Origin of the sequence: Rhizobium aethiopicum, assembly GCF_900094625.1 — a bacterium.
Taxonomy (GTDB): Bacteria; Pseudomonadota; Alphaproteobacteria; order Rhizobiales; family Rhizobiaceae; genus Rhizobium; species Rhizobium aethiopicum.
On sequence record NZ_FMAJ01000008.1, the window covers coordinates 195,238 to 212,935 of the forward strand.

The 17,698-nt window shown below is 61.8% G+C and carries 19 protein-coding genes; 10 read left to right on the plus strand and 9 right to left on the minus strand.

Annotated features, from left to right (window positions below):
- Positions 1-97: 97 nt before the first annotated feature.
- Both GA0061105_RS18650 and GA0061105_RS18655 read right to left on the minus strand, forming a co-directional pair.
- Complete coding sequence (locus GA0061105_RS18650) at positions 98-1,291, minus strand: DnaJ C-terminal domain-containing protein (RefSeq protein ID WP_092752263.1); 1,194 nt, start codon at positions 1,289-1,291, stop codon at positions 98-100.
- Positions 1,292-1,599: 308 nt separating this feature from the next.
- A complete protein-coding gene (locus tag GA0061105_RS18655; RefSeq protein ID WP_064694061.1) occupies positions 1,600-2,058 on the minus strand; it encodes an RT0821/Lpp0805 family surface protein in 459 nt (152 codons plus the stop codon).
- Between the two features lie 65 nt (positions 2,059-2,123).
- Here GA0061105_RS18655 and pdxH point away from each other — a divergent pair, with 65 nt between their 5' ends.
- Entirely contained in the window at positions 2,124-2,744 is a 621-nt protein-coding gene (pdxH, locus tag GA0061105_RS18660; RefSeq protein ID WP_092752078.1) for a pyridoxamine 5'-phosphate oxidase, read from the plus strand.
- 4 nt (positions 2,745-2,748) lie between these two features.
- On the opposite strand, the gene GA0061105_RS18665 is transcribed toward pdxH, so the two are convergent.
- The gene (locus GA0061105_RS18665) at positions 2,749-3,786 is read right to left on the minus strand and encodes a polysaccharide deacetylase family protein (protein ID WP_064694063.1); all 1,038 of its coding nucleotides are present in this window, start codon (positions 3,784-3,786) and stop codon (positions 2,749-2,751) included.
- A gap of 216 nt (positions 3,787-4,002) precedes the next feature.
- On the opposite strand from GA0061105_RS18665, the gene GA0061105_RS18670 reads away from it, so the two are divergent.
- Together GA0061105_RS18670 and GA0061105_RS18675 are read left to right on the plus strand one after the other, a co-directional pair.
- Positions 4,003-5,286: a D-alanyl-D-alanine carboxypeptidase family protein gene (locus tag GA0061105_RS18670; RefSeq protein ID WP_092752079.1), complete on the plus strand. Its 1,284-nt coding sequence runs from the start codon at positions 4,003-4,005 to the stop codon at positions 5,284-5,286.
- Between the two features lie 82 nt (positions 5,287-5,368).
- Entirely contained in the window at positions 5,369-5,686 is a 318-nt protein-coding gene (locus tag GA0061105_RS18675) for a nucleoside triphosphate pyrophosphohydrolase family protein (RefSeq protein WP_064694065.1), read from the plus strand.
- A gap of 32 nt (positions 5,687-5,718) precedes the next feature.
- Here GA0061105_RS18675 and GA0061105_RS18680 read toward each other — a convergent pair whose 3' ends face one another.
- Together GA0061105_RS18680 and GA0061105_RS18685 are read right to left on the minus strand one after the other, a co-directional pair.
- Complete coding sequence (locus GA0061105_RS18680) at positions 5,719-6,732, minus strand: inorganic phosphate transporter (RefSeq protein WP_064694066.1); 1,014 nt, start codon at positions 6,730-6,732, stop codon at positions 5,719-5,721.
- On the minus strand, positions 6,732-7,373 hold the full coding sequence (locus GA0061105_RS18685; protein WP_064694186.1) for a DUF47 family protein: 642 nt from the start codon (positions 7,371-7,373) through the stop codon (positions 6,732-6,734). Before GA0061105_RS18685 ends, GA0061105_RS18680 begins: the two co-directional genes overlap by 1 nt.
- A gap of 268 nt (positions 7,374-7,641) precedes the next feature.
- On the opposite strand from GA0061105_RS18685, the gene GA0061105_RS18690 reads away from it, so the two are divergent.
- A complete protein-coding gene (locus GA0061105_RS18690; RefSeq protein ID WP_245304376.1) occupies positions 7,642-8,169 on the plus strand; it encodes an NUDIX hydrolase in 528 nt (175 codons plus the stop codon).
- A 47-nt stretch (positions 8,170-8,216) separates the two neighbouring features.
- Here the strand turns inward: GA0061105_RS18690 and GA0061105_RS18695 are convergent, their stop codons facing one another.
- The 4 genes from GA0061105_RS18695 to GA0061105_RS18710 all read right to left on the minus strand — a co-directional run bounded on the left by GA0061105_RS18695 (position 8,217) and on the right by GA0061105_RS18710 (position 12,001).
- Complete coding sequence (locus GA0061105_RS18695; RefSeq protein ID WP_092752081.1) at positions 8,217-8,708, minus strand: GNAT family N-acetyltransferase; 492 nt, start codon at positions 8,706-8,708, stop codon at positions 8,217-8,219.
- Positions 8,709-8,721: 13 nt separating this feature from the next.
- Complete coding sequence (gene tldD, locus GA0061105_RS18700; RefSeq protein ID WP_092752083.1) at positions 8,722-10,137, minus strand: metalloprotease TldD; 1,416 nt, start codon at positions 10,135-10,137, stop codon at positions 8,722-8,724.
- 251 nt (positions 10,138-10,388) lie between these two features.
- Entirely contained in the window at positions 10,389-11,030 is a 642-nt protein-coding gene (locus GA0061105_RS18705) for a peroxiredoxin-like family protein (protein WP_092752085.1), read from the minus strand.
- Positions 11,031-11,338: 308 nt separating this feature from the next.
- Complete coding sequence (locus tag GA0061105_RS18710) at positions 11,339-12,001, minus strand: invasion associated locus B family protein (RefSeq protein WP_082928970.1); 663 nt, start codon at positions 11,999-12,001, stop codon at positions 11,339-11,341.
- Between the two features lie 315 nt (positions 12,002-12,316).
- On the opposite strand from GA0061105_RS18710, the gene coxB reads away from it, so the two are divergent.
- The 6 genes from coxB (at position 12,317) to GA0061105_RS18740 (ending at position 17,610) form a co-directional block, all read left to right on the plus strand.
- Positions 12,317-13,201: a cytochrome c oxidase subunit II gene (coxB, locus tag GA0061105_RS18715; RefSeq protein WP_064694071.1), complete on the plus strand. Its 885-nt coding sequence runs from the start codon at positions 12,317-12,319 to the stop codon at positions 13,199-13,201.
- A gap of 16 nt (positions 13,202-13,217) precedes the next feature.
- Complete coding sequence (gene ctaD, locus GA0061105_RS18720) at positions 13,218-14,912, plus strand: cytochrome c oxidase subunit I (protein WP_064694072.1); 1,695 nt, start codon at positions 13,218-13,220, stop codon at positions 14,910-14,912.
- Between the two features lie 66 nt (positions 14,913-14,978).
- Positions 14,979-15,929 carry a heme o synthase gene (locus tag GA0061105_RS18725; protein WP_092752267.1) on the plus strand — a complete coding sequence of 317 codons (951 nt, stop codon included), beginning with the start codon at positions 14,979-14,981 and terminating at the stop codon, positions 15,927-15,929.
- Positions 15,929-16,069 carry a hypothetical protein gene (locus GA0061105_RS32880; protein ID WP_092752087.1) on the plus strand — a complete coding sequence of 47 codons (141 nt, stop codon included), beginning with the start codon at positions 15,929-15,931 and terminating at the stop codon, positions 16,067-16,069. The genes GA0061105_RS18725 and GA0061105_RS32880 overlap by 1 nt, the downstream gene beginning before the upstream one ends.
- Positions 16,066-16,671 (plus strand): cytochrome c oxidase assembly protein, encoded by a 606-nt coding sequence (locus GA0061105_RS18735; RefSeq protein WP_064694073.1) that lies wholly within the window; start codon positions 16,066-16,068, stop codon positions 16,669-16,671. Before GA0061105_RS32880 ends, GA0061105_RS18735 begins: the two co-directional genes overlap by 4 nt.
- 60 nt (positions 16,672-16,731) lie before the next feature.
- Positions 16,732-17,610: a cytochrome c oxidase subunit 3 gene (locus GA0061105_RS18740; protein WP_064694074.1), complete on the plus strand. Its 879-nt coding sequence runs from the start codon at positions 16,732-16,734 to the stop codon at positions 17,608-17,610.
- The last annotated feature ends 88 nt before the right edge of the window (positions 17,611-17,698 follow it).

Sequence of the window (17,698 nt, forward strand, 5' to 3'; positions counted from 1 at the left end):
GATCCTGCCTATGGCATAGGCCGTTAATCGGTTCAAGCTTGGCCTGGATCATCAACTGTTAGGGATCGTAACAAAGGGTGCGAATGTCATAAAAATTTCACAGGAACAGGCCTTCGCGCATGCTCCGCATGAGATCGGTGATCTTGTCGTCGGGTTTTTCCCACAGGATGATGCGCAATTCGACGACGAGATCGCCCCTGCTGCCGTCTTCCCGCGGCAATCCCTCGCCGGCAATCGCGATCGTCTTGTCCGAGCCCGACCATGCGGGAACGGTGATGTCCAAGGGCCCGGATGGACCGTCAATGCGTGCCTCGGTGCCGAGAACGGCGTTTTCGATGCTGATCGGCAGCACGGCGTGCAGGTCGAAACCATCGACGGTGAAGCGCGGATCGGGGGCGATGCGGATGTTGACGACGGCATCGCCGCGCTGCATGCCCGGCAGCTTGAAGCCTTGTCCCTTGAGCCTGATCTCGTGACCATCGGTCGTGCCGCCCGGCAGCGCGAAGCCGATTTCGCGGCCCTCCGGCAGCGACGCGGTGACCCAGCCGCTCTTCAGCACCTCGTCGATCGTCACCGTCGCCGTCGTCACCTCGTCCGGCGCTTTTTCCAGGCCGGTATCCTTGGCGCCGGTGAAACGTCGCACCAGCGATGTCAGGATGCTGAGCGGCAGCGACAGGTTGGCGCCGGCATTATTTGAGGTCTCGCCGGGCTCCTCGCTGGTCTCGGCGGTCTCGCCATCCCCGCGCTTGCCCGCTTCGGCCTGTGTCTGGCCCTGTGCCTGCTGAGAATGTGTCTGCTGAGAATGCGTCTGCTGGCTGTGGGCCTGCTGCGCGCGGCCCTGCGCCTGGCCGCCCGCCGCAGCGCGCGCCTGCGCGCCGAAAATGCGTTCGACCATCTCCTCGGCGCCTTCACTGGCGTCGGTCTGTTGTCTCGAGCCATCGCCCGCGGCCTTCTGAGCGGCCCGGGCAAGCTCTTCCATCACCCGCTCGGCATTGGCCTGCGCCGCCTTGGCGCGGGCCGCAGCCTCGCGCGCGGCCTGACGCTGCTGCATGATCGTCTGTTCCTGCTTCTTGGCTTCCGCCATCCGCACGGCATTGTCGAACAGGCTGCGCTTGCGCGGGTCTCTCAGTGTCTCATAGGCGCGGCCGATCTCGGCGAAGCGGGCCGTCGCCGTCGGATCGTCCTGATTGTGGTCGGGATGCGCTGCCTTGGCCATGTTGCGCCAGGCCGCCTTGATCTCGTCCGCCGCCGCGTCGCGCTTGACGCCCAGAATTTTGTAAGGATCGCGCATGTCAAAACCGCCGGTGTTGCGATGCGGGCGCCTGTCCTTGCCCGGCATCCCCGCCCAATATCAAAGTCCAATATCAACACGTGAGGCGCCACCGGCCGCAAAGGCGCGGAGAGCCACTCTCAAAGCCGATCGTGCGGCCGAGTTGCTAATCACTTCTTATTTCTGTGGAGCGATGGGGAGTGTTTCGCCGCGAATGGTTAGCTCTTTGCTAAGCATCCCGCGTAAGTTGGGCGGCCGTTAACCTGTCGGCGCCCCGAATCGGCCTGCGGGCCAAATTTCCCGCCGGAAATTAACTTTCCCGCCGGAAATTAACTTTCCGGCTGAAAGCTGAGCAGCTGCCAGTTGCCGCCGCCGACGAGGCAGGTCTTGCCGTAGAATTTGGCGATGCCGACATAGGAATGCCGTGTCGTGCGGAATTGCCGGCAGACCTGGCCCGATTCGTTGTTTTCGACGATGGTATCGATGACGCCGGCGCTGCCGGTCGATGCATTTGCCCAGGGCAGCGGCTGGCCTTCGAGCTTGTGCACATCGGCCGAAGTCACGGCATTGCGCACCGTCATCTCATCCGAGAGCGTGTCGGTGCTGGGTGGCGTCTGGGGCACGGTGCCGGTGGCCACCGACCGGTCGACCTTGGCTTCGCTCAAAAAATCCATGCCGCCCGCAAGGCAGCCGGAAAGCGACAGCATTGCGGCGCCGACAACCAGGCAGGCGCTGCTGCGTTGCCGCAGGCCCTTTGTATGGCGATGTGACTTTGCTATGACTTCCACCCTGCATCCTGTCCAGTTATCAAAAGCTGGGCGAGTTTTGAATAATCCGGGGCATTTGAACCAATATGTCGGCAAACGAGTTAACAAGCGGTGACTTTACCGAAAGTGGCGAGCCCTTCAAGCTCTTTGCCGAGTGGCTGAAGGAAGCCGAGGCCTCCGAACCGAACGATCCGAATGCTGTGGCGCTGGCAACGGTCGATGAGGATGGTCTTCCCAATGTCCGCATGGTTCTCCTGAAGGGATTCGACGACGACGGTTTCGTCTTCTACACCAATTTCGAGAGCCGGAAAGGCCGCGAAATCTTGGGACAGAAGAAAGCCGCCATGTGTTTCCACTGGAAAAGCCTGCGCCGTCAGGTGCGGCTGCGCGGGCCGGTCGAGATCGTGAGCGACGCCGAGGCCGACGCCTATTTCAAGACGCGGGCGCGCGGCAGTCGCATCGGCGCCTGGGCCTCGAAACAATCACGCCCGCTCGAAAGCCGTTTCGCGCTCGAGAAGGCGGTGGCCGAATATACCGCCCGGTATGCCCTCGGCGATATCCCGCGACCGGCCTATTGGTCGGGCTTCCGGATCCGGCCGACCTCGATCGAATTCTGGAAAGACCAGAATTTCCGCCTGCACGACCGCATCGAATTCCGCCGCCCGTTGCCGGTCGGGGCGTGGGAAAAGGTGCGGATGTATCCCTAATCCTCTACCTGCCCATCAGCTTCAGCGGAATGCCAGAGGCAAGCGCCGAAACGTAGCGTCGCTTCTGGTAGAAGCCGTTCAGCGACATGCGCGGGAGATAGCCGGTTCTGCCCGCCGCCGGCAGCCCGGGCTGCGTGGTGACGGCGACCGAAAAGCCCAGCCGGCCGGCAATTGCGGCCTCGCGGGTGGTTGCAGCCTGCGGCGTGCCGTAGGGATAGGCGATCGTGGCGGGACGAATGCCGGTCACCGCCTCGACGTAATCGGCCGAAACTTCCATCTCGATTCGCGCTTCGGCCTCCGGCAGGCGAGCAAGGGCGCGATGGCTGATCGTATGGGCGCCAAGTGCGGCGAGCGGATGCCCGGCGAGCCGCTGCAATTGCGCCGGTCCCATCACCAGGTCGCGTACGATATCGGCCGGCTCGATGCCGATTTCCCGCGCCAGAGTGTCGATGGCGGCGACGGCGCGCGCCTCGTCGAAGCGGTGGATATACCAGGCGAAGCGGTCGAAGGCATCCCATTGCTGCCTAGGGCTGGTAAGCGCCAGCCGCTCGCTGCCGTGGCCGAAATCGAAGTGGATTTCGCCCGCCTGACGTAGGAGAACGGCGAGCGTTTCCCACCAGATGCTGTGGGAGCCTTCGGCAAAACCCTTGGTGATGAACACCGTAAATGGCGCCCGATGCCGCTCGAACACCGGCAGCGCATGTTCCATATTGTTGATGTAGCCGTCGTCGAGCGTAAAGGCCGCAAACGGCCTGCCGCCCTCGGGCTCGGCCAACAGCACCGGCACCTCGTCGAGCCGTACGAAGCGATAGCCGTCGCGCGTCAGCCGCTGCAGGGCCGCATCGAGAAAATGCGGGGTGATTTCGAGATGCGCGTTCGGCGCGAAGGCCTCGGCTCGCTGTGGGCGGACGTGATGCAGCGTGAAAATGACGCCGCGCCCGCGCGCCTGCCGCATCAGGCCGGCCACGGCGACCAGCCAGGACGCTTCGAGCCCGGCGCCGATCGCCGCTCTTTTTGCCAGTCGCTTCAAATTCCCCGTCATGCGCCGCCCATTGCCTTTTGCCGCAAACTAGCAACGGCGGCTTAAGCCTTGCTGAATCCCGATTTCGCACAGCTTCTTTCATTTTTTGTTAACCAAGATGACGAAAAGGGTAGAAAAATGGTAGGCGTTGCCGCAAAGTCGCGCCAAACTTGCGGCTTCTGTCACATTACGACACATGGCCGGCCCATCGAGAGCCAGCGCATCAGGGGGAATTCCATGAGAAAGCTTTTGGCGGCTGTTTTGACCGTGACGCTGGCCGTTTCGGCGCCGCTTGCGGCTCTTGCCGGCAGCGCCTCGCTGATCCTCGATGCCCGCACCGGCAAAGTCCTCGCCTCCGAAAACGCCGATACGCTGAACCATCCGGCCTCGCTGACGAAGATGATGACGCTCTATCTCACCTTCGAGGCGCTGAAACGCGGCAAGATCGCCTGGGATACGCCGATCAAAATGTCGAAATACGCGGCCGCCCGGCCACCGACCAAGCTTGGCGTCAAGGCGGGCGGCACCATTACGGTGCGCGAGGCGGTCTATGGCATGATCGTCAAATCCGCCAATGACGCCGCTGCCGCCATGGGCGAAAAGCTTGGCGGCTCGGAGAGCGGCTTTGCCCGGATCATGACGGCCAAGGCTCGCCAGCTCGGCATGAGCCGGACGGTCTTCGCCAATGCCTCGGGCCTGCCGAACAGCAGCCAGGTGACGACGGCACGCGATATGTCGACGCTCGCCGTGGCGCTGATGAAGAATTACCCCAATGAATACCGCCTGTTCTCGATGGCAAGCTTCAATTTCCGCGGCAAGACCGTGCGCGGCCACAACAATCTCATGTACCGCTACCAGGGCATGGACGGCATCAAGACGGGATATACCAATGCCTCCGGCTTCAACCTCGTCAGCGCCGTCAGGGACGGCAACCGCCGCGTCGTCGGCGTCGTGCTCGGTGGCCGCACCGCCCGCAGCCGCGACGCGAAGATGGCCGCGTTGCTCGACCGCTATCTCGGCCGTGCCTCGTCGTCCGGCGGCGCAAAGCTGGTGGCGAGCGTTGGCGCCAGGGAGCCGGTCGAAGTCGCCTCCGCAGCCGACGCTTCCGATGTCCCGGTCCCGCTCAACGCGCCGCGTCCGGACGAAGATCTCGCAGCCAGGAGCCTGGCCTATGCCGATGATGCCGTCGTGCCGATGGAGCGTCCTGTCGCGATGGACGAGATCCTGAACGCCGGCAAGACCGTCAAGGCTTCGGCCGAGAAAACCGACGGAACCTGGCAGATCCAGATTTCGGCGGCGCCGAGCGCCGACGCGGCGCGCGCGCTTCTCGCCCAGGCGCAGTCGGAAGGCGGCGCGCCGCTTGTTTCCGCCTCACCCCATACCGAAGCGGTCGGGGAGGGCGCCAATAGGATCTATCGCGCCCGCTTCGTAGGCTTCGCCAGCAGGGACGCCGCCGTTTCGGCCTGTGACGCACTGAAGCAGCGCTCCTATGACTGCATGCTGCTGCCCGATCACGGCTGATCCGCCGCGACACCACTGCGGCAATTCCTCTGGACAAGCAACGGGAATCAGCGTCTCCTCCATAAACAAAAGGAGAACATCCATGTTGCGTCGTCTTGCCGACCAGTTCGAAATCTCATCCTCTGTGCATGTCGCTGCCAACAACATCGAGCGTGACGCCGACTGGTTCCTGTTGAAGCTGCAGGAGGAGATGGGTGAACTCACTCAGGCATGGAACCGCCTGACCGGCCGCGGCCGCGCCAAGGGCCGCTCTCCCGAAGACATGCAGCGCGACCTCGCCGACGAGACCGCCGACGTTCTTGGCCATCTTCTGCTGTTTGCCCGCCACAACGATCTCGATCTTGCTGCTGCGATCGAACGGAAGTGGCTGTTTCGGCCGGCGGGAATGCCGGGCATATGAACCCAGCCCCCATCTGTCAGATCGCGTTGACCCTAGTAGCTTTGGCTTAAAAGCGTCACGAGCCAAAACGAAATTGCCGAAATCATTGCCGCGGCCGGCAGGGTGATAACCCATGCGATCACAATGTTGCCGGCAAGCCCCCATCTGACGGCGGATAAGCGTCTTGCTGCGCCGACACCGATGATGGCGCCGGTGATGGTGTGGGTGGTGGAAACGGGGATGCCGAGCCATGTGGCGCCGAACAGCGTCAAGGCGCCGCCCGTTTCGGCGCAGAAGCCTTGCATCGGGTTCAGCCTGGTGATCTTCGACCCCATCGTATGAACGATGCGCCAGCCGCCGAACAAGGTGCCGAGGGCCATCGCAGCCTGGCACGTAATGACCACCCAGAACGGAACATGAAAGCTGTCGCCGAGATAGCCCTGCGAATAGAGAAGCACGGCAATGATGCCCATCGTCTTTTGTGCGTCATTGCCGCCATGGCCGAGCGAATAGAGCGACGCCGACACGAATTGCAGGAAGCGAAACGATCGGTCGACGGCGAACGGCGTCTGCCGGATGAATGTCCATGTGACCGCCAACACGAGGAGTAAGGCTAGAAGAAACCCGATCATCGGCGACATGACGATTGCGCCGGCGGTCTTGAGGAGACCGCTCCAGACAATCGAGCTCAAGCCTGTTTTGGCAAGGCCCGCGCCGACCAGGCCGCCGACCAGCGCATGGGAGGAACTGGAGGGGATGCCGAAGAGCCAGGTCACGACATTCCAGACGATGGCGCCGATCAAGGCAGCGAAAATCACCTGCGGCGTCACGATCGCCGGATCGATGATGCCGGTGCCGAGCGTCTCCGCCACATGGAGCCCGAAGAACAGGAAGGCGATGAAATTGAAAAATGCCGCCCAGAAGACTGCATATTGCGGCCTCAGAACCCGCGTGGACACGATTGTCGCAATCGAATTGGCCGCATCATGCAGGCCATTGAGAAAATCGAACAACAGGGCGACGCCGATAAGGCCGACGAGGAGCGGAAAAGCGAGAGCAGCATCCATCAGACATTCTCGATCACGATGCCGCTGATCTCGTTGGCGACGTCCTCGAAACGGTCGACCACCTTCTCCAGCTCGCCGTAGATCTCGCTGCCGATCATGTAGGCCATCGGATTATTCGCGCCATGCCGGCGAAACAGATCCTTGAGGCCATGCTCGTGCAGCTCGTCGGAGCGGCCCTCAACGCGGGTCACCTGCTCGACGATAGCCGAAAGGCGAGGTGCATTGGCGTTTATGCGATCGAGCAACGGAATGGCCTCGGCGATGAGATTGGCGGCCTCGACGACAGTCTTGCCCATCTCCCGCATGCCCGGATCGAAGCTGGTCTGCTCGAAGAGCCGTATGGTCTTGACGGTCTTGTGCATCATGTCGATCGCATCATCCATGGATTGGATGAGATCCTTGATGTCCCCCCGATCGAACGGCGTGATGAAGCTTCGCCGGACGGCCTGCATGACTTCACGGGTAATATTGTCGGCCTGATCTTCCAATCGCACGATCGTTTCGCATTGATGCTCAATCTCTGTTCCCGACAGCAGCCTGTCCAGAGCCTGTGCGGCGTCGACGATCGTTCTCGAATGCTGCTCGAAAAGCACGAAGAACCGGTCCTCGCGCGGCATCAACTTTCGAAACCAACCCAGCATGAATACCTCGCGATGTTTGATCTGCGCCATTGACGACAAAGGCAGACCTTGTCCGTTGCAAGCGTCCTAAACCCTATCCCCTTGAAGAGATAGGGGCGAATTTGGGTTTATGACAGATTTGTGACAATCTCCTTTGGAAGGGACAGCAGCTTGTGGATGGTTGCCGGGCCACCGGCCACCTGCTTGATTCGTCCTTCGACGCAAGCCCCACGCTTGTCATCCAACAATCGATTTGTCGCTCAGGAGATCAACATGGCTTTCGGCACCGATGATGGCCGATCCGGCTCGGCTGAGGTGCATGCCGAAGAAAGCTAGGTCCTATCTCGGCCGGCTCGCAAGCGCGTCCGAGCAGTTGTTTCGCGGCGAGGGGATCGAGCAGTTTGCGGCGATCTGCTACCGAAAGGCCGGCGACAACGCAGTCGAGGTGCTGCTGGTCACATCGCGCGACAGTGGCCGCTGGATCATTCCCAAAGGCTGGCCTATCGGCAAGCTCGCACCCCATCAGGTGGCGGAACGCGAGGCTTGGGAGGAGGCCGGCGTGAAGGGTAAGGCGAAGAAGCGCCCCTTTGGCTTCTACACCTATATAAAGACGCGGGCCGACGGTGAACGCGTTCCCTCGGTCGTTCAGGTTCATCTCTTGAAAGCCGGAAAAATCGAAGAGAAGTTTCCAGAGGAAAAACAGCGAAACAGCCTGTGGCTCCCCCCGCTCGAAGCCGCTGTTCTCGTGCGCGAGCCCGAGCTGAAAGGCTTGTTGAGGAGGGTCGCAAAAACCGTAGTGAAGCCCCCGAAAGCCTGATACCGAACTCCGCCGACCGCTTTCTGGGAACGACACGGTTCTCGTCGTCAGCCGACCTTATACCGGTAGAACTTGCTGTCCACCGCCATCAGCGGGAAGGAGCGGGGCAGGGCGCTCTTGGCAATCTCGGTAAAACCGTTCTTCTCGTAGAAGCGATGGGCGGCGACGAATTTGTCGGTCGTGCCGAGGAAGATATCGGCGAGGCCGACAGCCCTGGCATGGGCGAACATGCGCTCGAGAAGCCGCGCCGCCACGCCATGCTCGCGGCCGCGAACCTCGGCGGCGACGAACATCTTGCGCAGCGCCGCCTGGTTGTTGCCCATATCCTTCAGCCCGAGCGTGCCGACAATGGCGCCGTCCTTGACGGCGACCCAGAACTGACCTTTGCCGGATTGACAGAAGTCCGGGATGACCCGGAGATCCGGCTGCGCATCGGCAGTGATGTCGATGCCGAACTCCTCGCGCTGGATCGGCAGGATCACCGACAATACGTCATCGGCGTCGCCAGCGGCAAAAGGTCTGATCTCGATCTCCGCCATCCGCTCCTCCGCCTCAGGTCTGCGTGCCGCCGACGGTGATCTGATCCATGCGCAGATGCGGCTGGCCGACGCCGACCGGCACCCATTGGCCTGCCTTGCCGCAATTGCCGATGCCGGTATCGAGCTTCATGTCGTTGCCGATCATCGACACCCGCTTCATCGCATCCGGCCCGTTGCCGATCAGCATGGCGCCCTTGATCGGCGCGCCGAGCTTGCCGTTCTCGATCAGATAGGCCTCGGTGCAGCCGAAGACGAACTTGCCCGAAGTGATATCGACCTGGCCGCCGCCGAACGAGACGGCATAGATGCCCTTTTTCACCGAGGCGATAATCTCTTCCGGCGTCTTGTCGCCGCCGAGCATATAGGTGTTGGTCATGCGCGGCATCGGCACATGGGCATAACCCTGGCGGCGGCCGTTGCCGGTGGGGGCCATCCCCATCAGCCGGGCATTTTGCCGATCCTGCATATAGCCGACGAGCTTGCCGTTCTCGATCAGCACATTGTAGCCGGACGGCGTGCCCTCATCGTCGATGGTGATCGAGCCGCGGCGGTTGTCGATCGTGCCGTCGTCGACGACGGTGACACCGGGGGCGGCGACCATTTGGCCGAGAAGGCCTGAAAAGGCCGACGTCTTCTTGCGGTTGAAATCGCCTTCCAGCCCGTGACCGACCGCCTCGTGCAGCATCACGCCCGGCCAGCCGGAACCGAGAACGACGTCCATCGTGCCCGCCGGCGCGTCGATCGCTTCCAGATTGACGAGCGCCTGGCGCAGCGCCTCGTCGGCGCCGTATTGCCAGCTGCCCTCGGCAATGAAATCGCCGAAGCCGATGCGCCCGCCGCTGCCATAGGAGCCGCTCTCCTGTCGCTCGCCTTCGCCGACCACGACCGAGATGTTGATGCGGGTCATCGGCCGGATGTCGCGGACGCGATGGCCATCGGCGCGCAGGATGTCGACCACCTGCCAGCTTGCCGCGACCGAGGCCGTCACCTGCCGCACCTTGTCGTTCTTGCCCCTGAGATAGGCGTCGATATCCTGCAGGACCTTGACCTTCTCCTCAAAGCTCGGCTGGCCGATGGGATTCTGGTCGCCGTAGAACTTCTTGTTGGTGCCTTGGGGAGCTGCGGCATAGGTGCCGGAATACCCGCGCGTCACCGCGCCGACCGCACCGGCCGCCCGCTTCAGCGCCGCCACCGAAAGATCGCCGGCATGGGCGTAACCCACCGCTTCGCCGGCAACGGCGCGCAGGCCGAAACCCTGTTCCGTATTGAAGCTGCCGCCCTTCAACCGGCCATTGTCGAAGGTCAGCGCTTCCGCCTGCGCATGTTCGATATAGAGCTCGCCGTCATCGGCGCCGGACAAGGCCTCGGCGACAAGGCCGCGCATCGTGGCTTCGTCGGCATCGAAAAGCGTCAGGAGATCGGTGGTCATGGTTTGGCTCCAATGGCATGCGTTCGGGAATGCGCTTATTCCCTAGATAGGGCTCGATACAACAAGGAGTGAAGCCCCAAGGGCGAATATTCTTTGTCGGGTCGATGATCTCGGCAGGTGGGATGTGTCTCGAAAGCGATGCAGGCGTCGATCGCTGCGCGACGCGGGCGGCCCTAGCGATGGGTCACCATCAGACGCCGATTTGGCGTGTACCCACCCGGCGGGTGGGTCGTCGAGCGAATTTTCTGTCGTTAATGCGCGACTTGGGAAGCTGCCGACATCAAGTCCTGGGAATTCGGTCCCTTGAATGTTTGTAGCCCGGGCTCCAGAGCTTCAGTGAAGCTCCAGCGCACGATACCCTCCCGGTCGATCAGGAATTGACCGACAAGCTGCCCATGGTCGGCGGTCATCATCTGCTGATCGGCTTCCGTCATTTGATATCCTTCCTTCTCATTGAGAAATTCGTCCATTGCCCTCACGCCCATGGGCTCGGGCAACTCGCCCGGAAGATCGATCCGTATCGCCATGAGCGTGTCGATCCCGACCTCGCGTAAGCCGAAGGCCTGGTGCGAAGCTCGTACCGGATCGGACGCAGCAAGAAGATCGGGTATCGGATGGTAGCGGAAATAGAGCCGCGCCCGTTCGACCGGGGTGTTTACCACCGCCAGGGACTGGACGCCTTTCTCACGCAGTTTCGGGTTGAGATAGGCCATGGCCGCGACATGGCGCCGGCAGAACGGACAATGCAGGCCTCGGAACAAACCGATCAACAATGGGCTGCGGCCGCGAAAATCATCAAGCGCGATCTTCCCCTCGTGTGAGATCGCATCAAACACAACGTTCGGGACCCGGTCCCCTGGTTTTAGCGGTTGGTCGACATAGGGCGTAGACATGGACAACCTCCTCGCTCGGGATCAGTCGAGAAAAGGCGCCACGTCAAGTGCTTCGAGGTCGAGATTGAGCAAGGCCTGACCTCGTCTTACCGCGCCGCCAGGATCGGATGTAAGAATGGCCCCACATTGGCCCGCGGGCAAGCGGTAAACAGCGAATCCTGTATTGAAAAAGCCAGTTTTCTGCAGACTCTGCATTCTTTTAATGGCCGTGGAGGCCGAAGCCGAAAAGTGCTGCGTTCCTGCAGCGCGGGGCCGCTGGCGACAAGCGAACCTGAAAGATCGCGAGGAGCTTAAGTCGCCCGCCGCGCTCACGGCAGCGCGTCGAAACCTTCGGCGAAGCCCTTGAGGTCGACGGGGATGCCGATGCCTTCTTCCGGGGTCTGAAAGACGATGAAGGTCGCCTGGGCGCCGCTGCGGAAGGTCTTCAGCAGTTCGTCCTCCAGCACGACCTCGGCATAGCAGCCATCGGCGAAGCAGCGCACGAAATAGGCGCGGCCGATATCCTTGCCGTCGACATTGAGCCCGAGGCCGTTCGGCAAGAGCACGCCGAGGGGCGCGAGCACGCGCAGGATCTTCGACTTGCGGTCGGCCGTCTTCAGCACGACGACGGAGAGCCCGACCTCCGGACGGTCCTCGGCGATGACGTTCTGCATAAGAGCGCATTGTTCGGCCGAGGCGCCGGCCGGCTTGTCGCAGACGACGGACCAGGCGCCATGATTGGATTTCACCGTGCCCGGCGCCTGCGGCTGCGTCTGGCCGGGCGTCACTGGTTCCATGCTCGGGCTGGCGGCGTTCGGCTGCTGCGGGGCAGGGGCGGGGGCGGCCGGTGCGGATGTGGCGGGATTGGGCGGGGAAGGGGCGGGTTGCTGTGCGAAAACGGGCGTCGTTGCCGCGGCCGCGATGCTGGCGGTCACGACGAGCGACTGCGCGAGGGAACGGAAACCCATGGAAACCTCTGGATATCGAATCATTGCGGCTATTGTTGAAGCCGCCCACCGGAAATGAAAAGCCCCACCCCGTGAAAACCGGGGGACTACGGCAGAAATTGGACCTTTGTCAAATAATGTGCGGCGGCCGGATTGGCCGGAAAGGCGTTTTTTCATATGCTGATGAAAAACTTGGGATGTTTTGCCGTCCGCGCCTGCCTGCTCTTTAAGCAAAAATGCCGCATAGACAATTGCTCTGGACTGTTGCGGCAAATGCCAAACTGTGGTTTGAAGCGCTGAAGATGGCAAGGATTCTGCGTTCGTTTCGCAGGTCAAGCGCTCGAGGGAGATAATAAGGTGATGAAGAAGGCTTATGCAGCTCTGACCGCGCTGGTCTGTCTGCTTTTTGCTTCCGGCACATATGCCGACCAGCCGACGCCGTGGCAGGCAACGCTGCAGCCGGCGGCAACGCCGATCATGCGGGAAATCCGGTGGTTCGAACAATATACCCTGTGGTTTATCGTTCCGATCACGCTCTTCGTTCTGATCCTGCTCATCGTCGTCTGCTTCAAGTTTCGCGCCAGCGCCAACCCGGTGCCTTCGAAGACGAGCCATAACACGCTGATCGAGGTCATCTGGACCGTGGGGCCGGTCCTTGTGCTGCTGCTTCTCGCCATTCCGTCCTTCAATCTTCTGACGGCGCAGCTGACGCTGCCGGAAAATCCTGACGTCACCGTCAAGGCGACCGCCACTCAGTGGCAATGGAACTATGAATATGAGGGCTCGGGCGAAACGCCGCTCGCCTTCGATTCCTACCTCCTGAAGGATCAGGACCGCGCCGCCGCCGGCAAGGAAGACAAGTCGATCTATCCGCGTCTCCTCGCCGTCGATAACGAACTGGTCCTGCCTGTTAACAAGACGGTGCGCGTTCTCGTGACCGCAGCACCCACCGACGTCATCCACGCTTTCGCCATGCCGTCCTTCGGCGTCAAGATCGACGCGGTGCCGGGCCGCCTGAATGAGACCTGGTTCAAGGCCGAGCGCGAAGGCCTGTTCTACGGCCAGTGTTCCGAGCTCTGCGGCAAGGACCACGCGTTCATGCCGATCGCCATCCGCGTCGTCTCCGAGGACAAGTACAAGCAGTGGCTGACCGCAGCCGCCAGCGACCTGCCCGGCGCCTACAAGACACTCATGGCCGCAACCGATGGTCCCGCAAAGACCGTCGACATTGCCGAAGCACAGTAATTAAGGGATCGGGACAATGGCTGGACCTTCCGCTCACGACGATCATGCTCATCACGACCATGCGCATGATGATCACGACCACCACGATCACGGGCACAAGCCGAGCTTTGCCAATCGCTGGCTGTTCTCGACCAACCACAAGGACATCGGCACGCTCTACCTGATCTTCGCGATCATCGCCGGCATCATCGGCGGCGCGCTGTCGGTGGCCATGCGCATGGAGCTGCAGGAGCCGGGCATCCAGATCTTCCACGGCCTGGCCTCGATGGTCTACGGCTATGAGGGTGACGCCGCCATCGATGGCGCCAAGCAGATGTTCAACATGTTCACGACAGCGCACGCGCTGATCATGATCTTCTTCATGGTCATGCCGGCGATGATCGGCGGTTTTGCCAACTGGATGGTGCCGATCATGATCGGCGCCCCTGACATGGCCTTCCCGCGCCTGAACAACATCTCCTTCTGGCTGATCGTTCCTGCCTTTATCCTGCTCCTGCTGTCGATGTTCGTCGAAGGCCCGGCGGGCGCCTATGGCACAGGCGGCGGCTGGACGATGTATCCGCCGCTGGCGACGAGCGGCACGCCGGGACCGGCGGTCGATCTTGCGATCTTCGCGCTCCATATTGCCGGCGCCTCCTCGATCCTCGGTGCGATCAACTTCATCACCACCATCCTCAACATGCGCGCCCCCGGCATGACGCTGCACAAGATGCCGCTCTTTGCCTGGTCCGTGCTGATCACCGCCTTCCTGCTGCTGCTGTCGCTGCCGGTTCTGGCAGGCGGCATCACCATGCTGCTGACCGACCGCAACTTCGGCACCTCCTTCTTCTCTCCGGAAGGCGGCGGCGACCCGATCCTCTACCAGCACCTGTTCTGGTTCTTCGGTCACCCCGAGGTCTACATCCTCATCCTGCCGGGCTTCGGCATGATCAGCCACATCATCTCGACCTTCTCGAGGAAGCCGATCTTCGGCTACCTCGGCATGGCCTACGCCATGGTCGCGATCGGCGCCGTCGGCTTCGTCGTCTGGGCCCACCACATGTACACGGTCGGCCTGTCGCTCGACGCGCAGCGTTACTTCGTCTTCGCCACGATGGTCATCGCCGTTCCGACGGGCGTGAAGATCTTCTCCTGGATCGCGACGATGTGGGGCGGCTCGATCTCGTTCCGCACGCCGATGCTCTGGGCGATCGGCTTCATCTTCCTGTTCACGGTCGGCGGCGTCACCGGCGTCCAGCTCGCCAATGCCGGTCTCGACCGTTCGCTGCATGACACCTATTACGTCGTGGCGCACTTCCACTACGTTCTGTCGCTCGGCGCCGTCTTTGCGATCTTCGCCGGCTGGTACTACTGGTTCCCGAAGATGACCGGCTACATGTACAGCGAGTTGGTCGGCAAGCTGCATTTCTGGATCATGTTCATCGGCGTCAATCTGGTGTTCTTCCCGCAGCACTTCCTCGGCCTTGCCGGCATGCCGCGCCGCTACATCGACTATCCCGATGCCTATGCCGGCTGGAACTACGTATCCTCCGTCGGCTCCTACATCTCGGCCTTCGGCGTACTGGTCTTCCTCTACAGCGTCTTCGAAGCCTTCGCCAAGAAGCGCGTCGCCGGCGACAATCCGTGGGGCGAGGGTGCAACGACCCTCGAGTGGCAGCTGCCTTCGCCGCCGCCCTATCACCAGTGGGAACAGCTGCCGCGTATCAAGTAATATGCGCGGATATCAGGACGCCGTGTTAAAACGGCGTCCTGACATTGAGACATTCAGGACGGAATGATGACGGTCATCGACAATCACGAGGCGCTTGCAGAGGACGGCGAATTGTCGGAAGCGAGCGCGCGCGATTACTTCGAATTGCTGAAGCCCCGGGTCATGTCGCTCGTGGTCTTCACCGCTTTTGCCGGCCTGGTGCTGGCCCCGGGCCATATCAATCCCGTTCTCGGCCTGATCGCCATCCTCTGCATCGCCGTCGGCGCCGGCGCCTCCGGTGCGCTCAACATGTGGTACGATGCCGATATCGACGCCATCATGAGCCGCACCGCCAAGCGCCCGATCCCGGCTGGCCGCGTCGCACCGTCGGAAGCGCTCGCTTTCGGCCTGGTGCTGTCGGGCTTTTCGGTCGTCATTCTCGGCCTTGCGGTCAACTGGCTGTCGGCCGGCATCCTCGCCTTCACCATCTTCTTCTATGCCGTCATCTACACCATGTGGCTGAAGCGCTCGACGCCGCAGAACATCGTCATCGGCGGCGCTGCCGGGGCTTTCCCGCCGATGATCGGCTGGGCCTGCGTCACCAATTCGGTGACGATCGAGAGCACCGTTCTCTTCCTGATCATCTTCCTGTGGACGCCGGCGCATTTCTGGGCGCTTGCCCTCTTCAAGATGCGCGATTACGAGGCCGTCGGCGTGCCGATGCTGCCCAACGTCGCCGGCGAGCGGGTTACCAAGCATCAGATCGTCGCCTATGCGGTGCTGACTGCCATCTGCGCGGTTCTGCCGTCCTTCCTCGGTTTTGCGAGCTTCGGCTACGGCCTTGTCGCCGCCGGCCTCGGCGCCATTTTCATATACTGTTCCATCGCCGTCTGGCGCATGCCCGATGGCGACCTGAAAATGATCCCGGCAAAGAAGCTCTTCGCCTTCTCGATCTTCTATCTCTTCGCCGTGTTCTCCGCCCTGATGATCGACCGGCTGGCCGCCATGCTGGTTTCGCAAGTGGGAGGCTCGTTCTGATGGATCTCGTCAAGCTCACCGAAAAGCAGATGAAGTCGCGCCGCAACCGCAACATCGCCCTCGGGCTGGTGCTGGCCGGCCTCGTCGTCCTCTTCTACGCGATCACGATCGTCAAGATCGGCGGGGGGACGGCCGGATGAGCGAAAAGGCCGCCGCGAGGAAGCAGGGCCGCAATAACGGCGCCGTCGTCATGATGTGCCTGAGCTTCGTCTTCGGCATGGGTGCGATGAGTTATGCCGCCGTGCCGCTCTATCGCATCTTCTGCCAGGTGACCGGCTATAACGGCACGACCCAGCGCGTTGAGCAGATGTCGAGCGTCGTTCTCGACCGCAAGATGCGCGTGACCTTCGACGCCAATGTCGCTCCCGGCCTGCAATGGAATTTCAAGCCGGTCGAGCGCGAGGTCAATCCGAAGATCGGCGAAACCATTCAGGTCAATTTCGTCGCCGAGAACCGGTCGAACGAGACCCAGCGCGGTCAGGCGGTGTTCAACGTCACCCCGGGTGAAGCGGGTGCCTATTTCAACAAGGTGCAATGTTTCTGCTTTACGGAAACGGACCTGAAGCCGGGCGAGAAGCTGGAAATGCCGGTCGTGTTCTATATCGACCCTGATATCGTCAAGGCGGTGGAATCGAAGGATATCCACACTGTGACGCTGTCGTATACGTTCTACCCGAAAGAGGGTCCGAAGCCTGTCGCTTCGAATGAGGGTGGAGCGGTAAAGATTGAAAAGAAACTTTGATCAAGGCTCGTTTCCGGATATGCCGGAAGCGAGGTGAGGAAGACATCCGGGGATAGCTACATGGCTGACGCGCATCAGAAGAACCACGATTACCACATCATCGATCCGAGCCCGTGGCCGATTCTCGCCTCGCTCGGCGCCTTCATCATGGCGCTCGGCGGCGTGTGCTACATGCGTTACCTGAACGGCGGCTCCTTCACGGTCGCCGGCGTCGAACTCGCCAATCCCTGGCTCTTCTACATCGGCCTCGTGCTGGTTCTTTACGTCATGTACGGCTGGTGGGCCGATACGGTGAAGGAAGCCCACGAAGGGTCCCATACCCGCGTCGTCTCGCTGCACCTGCGCTACGGCATGATCATGTTCATCGCTTCCGAAGTGATGTTCTTCGTCGCCTGGTTCTGGGCCTATTTCGACGTCAGCCTCTATCCGAACGAAGCGATCCAGGCTTCGCGGCTCGCCTATACCGGCGGCGTCTGGCCACCGAAGGGCATCGAGGTCCTCGATCCCTGGCACCTGCCGATCTACAACACCGTCATCCTGCTCTTGTCGGGCACGACGGTCACCTGGGCGCACCACGCGCTGCTGCACAACGACCGCAAGGGCCTGATCCAGGGCCTGACGCTGACGGTGCTGCTCGGTATTTTCTTCTCCTGCGTGCAGGCCTACGAATATGCCCACGCGCCTTTCGCCTTCAAGAATTCGATCTACGGCGCGACCTTCTTCATGGCGACCGGCTTCCACGGTTTCCACGTCCTCGTCGGCACGATCTTCCTTCTGGTCTGCTTGCTGCGCGCGCTGCGCGGCGACTTCACCCCGAAGCAGCATTTCGGCTTCGAGGCGGCCGCCTGGTACTGGCACTTCGTCGACGTCGTCTGGCTGTTCCTGTTCTTCTGCATCTACGTCTGGGGCGGCTGGGGCGCTCCGGTCGCCGCAGGCTGATCGGAACGATATGCAAACAAAAAGGCGGGCCGGGTGCCCGCCTTTTTTATCTGTTCCCCACACTCCGTCATCGTCGGGCTTGACCCGG